This window comes from Mesorhizobium sp. M7A.F.Ca.CA.002.04.1.1 (assembly GCF_004022805.1).
GTDB classification, from domain to species: Bacteria; Pseudomonadota; Alphaproteobacteria; order Rhizobiales; family Rhizobiaceae; genus Mesorhizobium; species Mesorhizobium ciceri.
In genome coordinates this window covers 1-4,836 of the sequence record NZ_RZPL01000443.1, presented here as the reverse complement: position 1 = coordinate 4,836, position 4,836 = coordinate 1, and the positions used below count along the sequence as shown (strand labels likewise).

General features: G+C 61.6%; 2 protein-coding genes and 1 pseudogene. 2 read left to right on the top strand and 1 reads right to left on the bottom strand.

Annotated elements, in window-relative coordinates; all coding sequences use genetic code 11:
* A pseudogene (locus ENZ75_RS21230) lies at positions 1 to 461 on the bottom strand (carboxylate--amine ligase); the annotation flags it as partial.
* Between the two features lie 823 nt (positions 462 to 1,284).
* On the opposite strand from ENZ75_RS21230, the gene leuA reads away from it, so the two are divergent.
* Together leuA and ENZ75_RS21215 are read left to right on the top strand one after the other, a co-directional pair.
* Positions 1,285 to 3,024 (top strand): 2-isopropylmalate synthase, encoded by a 1,740-nt coding sequence (gene leuA, locus ENZ75_RS21220; RefSeq protein WP_032899463.1) that lies wholly within the window; start codon positions 1,285 to 1,287, stop codon positions 3,022 to 3,024.
* 183 nt (positions 3,025 to 3,207) lie between these two features.
* Positions 3,208 to 4,836: hypothetical protein (locus ENZ75_RS21215; RefSeq protein WP_128278289.1), on the top strand; the 1,629-nt coding region annotated here is incomplete at its 3' end.

The window sequence follows — 4,836 nt, the reverse complement described above, 5'->3', positions numbered from 1 at the left end:
GGCTTGACCACCACCGGATAGCCAACGCGCCGGATGAAGGTCATGGCCCCGGCGCGGTCGGAACATTTGCGCTGCGCGATGGTGTCGACGCCGCTCTTGCGGAAGAAGGCACGCATGCGGCTCTTGCGCTTCAGGTTCTTCACGAAATCGAGCTTGGTGCCGTAGATGTTGAAATCGGTGCGGATGTTGGCTTCCAGCTCCAGCCAGTGTTCGTTGAGCGATTCAAAGCGGTCGATGCGGCCCCACTTGTGGATGAAATGCCCCATTGCCCGGAACACCGGATCATAGTCCTCCATGTCGGCGACACGGTAGTACTCGCTGAGCGCCGCCTTCAGCTTGGCGTCGAGCGCGTCATAGGGCGCGTCGCCGATACCGAGCAGCCTGGCCCCGGCCTTCTTCAAACGGTCGCAGAAATCCGCGCCATTGGCGGGAAAATGCGGCGAGAAGAACACGAAATTCATGGACGACCCCTCCCGGCGACTGGACATCGCAACCCGTCGCCCAAGTCTGGCGCATTTGCCGCGCCTGGGGAAGAGCACGCGCGTCGGGGTGCCGCCCGTCTCAACCAGCCGACAGACAAATCGGACAACTCATCTGCTGCCTAATCCGGACGACTGCTTACGACACGGCCTGCCGAACTCAGCTGAACAAAGGCCTGGCGGCGGCAGTCAGTTCGGCGGTGTTGGCAGCCTTTGTGCCGAAAGTTTTTAATGATAGGAATTTTTTCTTGACTCCCTGCCCTCAGCTAAGGTACATTTTCATCCATGGTGCTGATTTGCGCCAGTGACCCGCCGCACAGGCGGGTTTTTCGTTTGACGCTTCGTCGGCCAACGCGCCGGCAAAGGCTCCGAAGAAGCCCGTTAACCCGGATTCGTTGTCCTGCACGGCCTGCGGCCCGCTTCATCCCCAGCCTCCATTCGCTGGCTATGAAACCGGACAACTCACGTGCTAATCCGGACAACTCATGTGCTTACGACACGGCCCGCGGCCCACTTGCCTCCCACAAGCCGCTCCTGTAAGAGAACCGCCATGAACACGCGCGCCAGCAACGCTTCCCGTCCGACCGGTTTTTCCGGCGAGACCGTGCGCGCGCTGGCTTCGACCCTGCTTCTTCTCGGCCTTATCGGCGATCGCCGGGTTCGCTGAAGGAGCGCCCGGCGGTCGAACCGCCGCGCAAGCGCATGCTCCTTGGCAATCACATCAAGCGAACGAAATTCTGGTAAAGGCGCCGCTCGCCATCAATCCACCTGAAGGTGGATCCATGAGCCGCCGGGAGAAACGACGATGAACGCACGAGAAGAGATCCGCTCCGATGCCGCGGTAGCCGACACGGATTCGGCCAAAGGCATGCCCGACGCGGCTCGCAAATATCAGCCCTATCCGACCGTCGGTCTCACCGATCGCACCTGGCCCTCGAAGGTTATCGACAAGGCGCCGATCTGGTGCTCGGTCGACCTGCGCGACGGAAACCAGGCGCTGATCGATCCTATGGGCCATGAGCGCAAGGCACGCATGTTCGGCCTGCTGCTCGACATGGGCTTCAAGGAGATCGAGATCGGCTTCCCGTCGGCATCGCAGACCGATTTCGACTTTGCCCGCTGGTGCATCGAGGAAGGCAACGTACCCGCCGATGTCTCGCTGCAGGTGCTGGTGCAGTGCCGGCCGGAGCTGATCACCCGCACCTTCGAGGCGCTGAAGGGCGCCACCAACCCGATCGTCCATTTCTACAATTCGACCAGCGAATTGCAGCGTCGCGTCGTCTTCGAGAAGGACGTCGGCGGCATCAAGCGGATCGCCACCGACGCCGCCAAGATGATCACCGACATGGCGGCCAAGGCCGGCGGAGGCTTTCGTTTCGAGTATTCGCCGGAAAGCTTTACCGGCACCGAGCTGGAAGTTGCGCTGGAGATCTGCAACGCCGTCACCGAGATCGTCAGGCCGACCGCTGACAACAAGCTGATCATCAACCTGCCCTCGACGGTCGAGATGTCGACACCCAACATCTATGCCGATCGCATCGAGTGGATGTGCCGCAACCTCGACAACCGGGAGAACCTGCTGGTCTCGCTGCATCCGCACAATGACCGCGGCACCGGCATCGCCACCACCGAGCTCGGCCTGATGGCCGGCGCCGACCGTGTCGAAGGCACGCTGTTCGGCAATGGCGAGCGCACCGGCAATGTCGACATCGTCACGCTGGCGCTGAACATGTACACGCAAGGTGTCGATCCGTTGATCGACTGCTCGGACATCAACCGGATGAAGGACGTCTATGAATATTCGAACCAGTTGAAGATCCCCGAGCGCCACCCCTATGTCGGCGAACTCGTCTACACCGCCTTTTCCGGTTCGCACCAGGATGCCATCAACAAGGGCATGAAGGCGCTGAAGAAGGCCAATACGAGTCTGTGGGAAGTGCCCTATCTGCCGATCGACCCGGCCGATGTCGGACGCAGCTACGAAGCCATCATCCGCATCAATTCGCAGTCCGGCAAGGGCGGCATCGCCTATGTGCTGCAGGCCGATTACGGCCTCAATTTGCCGCGCAACCTGCAGATCGAGTTCAGCCAGGAAATCCAGGCGATCACCGATGCCGAGGGCAAGGAAGTGCCGGCCAGGCGCATCTACGAGCGCTTTCTCGAGACCTATGTCGACCAGCCCGGCGCGCGGCTGAAATTCCTCGATCACCACACCTATCCCAGCACCGAGATCAAGGGCCGGCGCGTCGTCGAGGCGGTCATCCTCGACAACGGCAAGGAACTGACGATATCGGGCACAGGCACCGGCCCGATCGACGGCTTCGTCGATGCGCTGTCACGTCATCTCGGTGTCGAGATGTCGGTGCTCGACTATTCCGAGCACTCGATGCAGCGCGGCTCGAACGCGTCGGCCATTTCCTATGTCGAGATGGAATATCCCGGCGGCAAGCTGTTCGGCGCAGGCATCAACACCAACATCGTCGCCGCCTCGCTGGAAGCAGTGATGTCCGCCGCCAACCGTATCGTCGGCAAAAAAGCCGGCTGACGCCCGACGGGAACAAAGATCGGAACCGTCCAATCTGGTGATCGGTTCCGACCTTTCGGGCCGTTAACCACCGCGGAATTATCCGGTGGGTACGTGATCGCATAATGGGGTGTATACTTGTGTGGTGGTGCGGGACCTATATGATCGCGCCTCAACCTGTGCCGACTTCGAGAGGATCGACACTTGCAGCATGCCACGCCTGCCGCCCCCGCAGTGCGCGAGACACTGGAGCGACTGCTTGCCAGCCAAACGTTCGGCCGATCCGAACGCGCGCGCAAGCTGCTACGCTATCTTGTCGAACGTGAACAGGCCGGCGAAGCCGACAGGCTCAAGGGCTTTTCCATTGCCATGGATGTTTTCGGCAAGGACGGCGATTTCGACCCGTCCACCGATGCCGTGGTGCGGGTGCAGGCAGGCAGGCTGCGCGAGCTTCTGCAGCACTATTTCGCCAATGAGGGAATTGCCGAACCGGTCCGCATCGCCATTCCGCGCGGCGGCTATGTTCCTGCCTATGAATCGAATGCGATCCGCCTGCCGGATATTGCCGAGGCTGTTCCCGAACTCAGGCTGGACGGCGCCGCATCCGCCGATCGGTCAAACGAAGCCGGCACGGGCACGCCGGAGGCGATGTCTCTGACTTCCGTACCGACTTCGCCTGCCCCCTCGGTGGCGCGCCATCTCCGCTTTTTCTGGATGGCGATCGCCCTGGTCATCGCCATGCTGGGCGTACTGATCCTTCGCCAGGGCAGCACTGCCTTGCTGGCAGGCGGCGACATCTCGGCAACGCCGGAGACCGCTGGCGCAACCGCAAGCATCACATCGTCGGCAAGGGCTGACGCCCTGCCGCAAGTCTATATCGGACTCAAGGCTGACGGCTCCGACGCCAGCCGTGTCGCCGCATCGCTGCGCGCCGGCCTGAGTGGCTTCGATACGATCGACTTCATCGGCCGCGACACCGTCAACGATCCAGCCGACGACGCTGCGAGCTTCATATTCGACATCCTGCCCGGACCGGACGCGGGCGATATCACGATAGAACTGCAAAGCATGGCGTCCGGACGGGTGCTTCTATCGCGCAATCTCACCCCTGCCGACAGCGCACCTGCGGCGGTCGAAGACCGTATTGCCGACATGCTGAGCTCGGCACTCCCCGCCTCCGGCACCATCTACAACTATATCGAGCAGACCGGCACGCCAAACGGTCTGACGCAGTGCCTGCTGCTCAACGGCAAATATTACCTCGACCAGAACGCCAGGACCCATGAGGCGGCCTATCGTTGCCTCGAGAAGCTGGCCAATGGTGGAACCAAGTCCTCGCTCGTCTATTCGGAACTTGCTTCCCTGCATCTCGAGGCGGTGTCCGATCATTACGCCTATCCGCCCAACGCGACGATTGAAACAGCCGTCGAGTTTGCCCATCGCGGCGTGCAGATGGGTCCGACCAGCCCTTATGCGCATCGCGCCTACGGCTATGTCAGTTCGCACCTCGGCAATACGGACGAATCAATCCGCTGGATGCGCAAGGCCTATGAACTCAACCCCTACGATCTCGGCATGGCCGCCGCTTACGGTTACGGGCTGATCTTCGCCGGACGCTACGCCGAGGGAACGCCGATCCTCGATCATGCGGCGGAGACCTTCAGCGGACACCCGACATGGTGGGACTATGGGCTGTTCGTCGGTGAGCTCATGCTCGGCGACACGAACAAGGCAGTCGCGGCCAGCATGGCACTGAGAACGACCGCAACGAAATCACACTATCTGGCGGCACGGCTGATCGGCGCCAAGGCTGCCGGACAGGACCATCTGGTG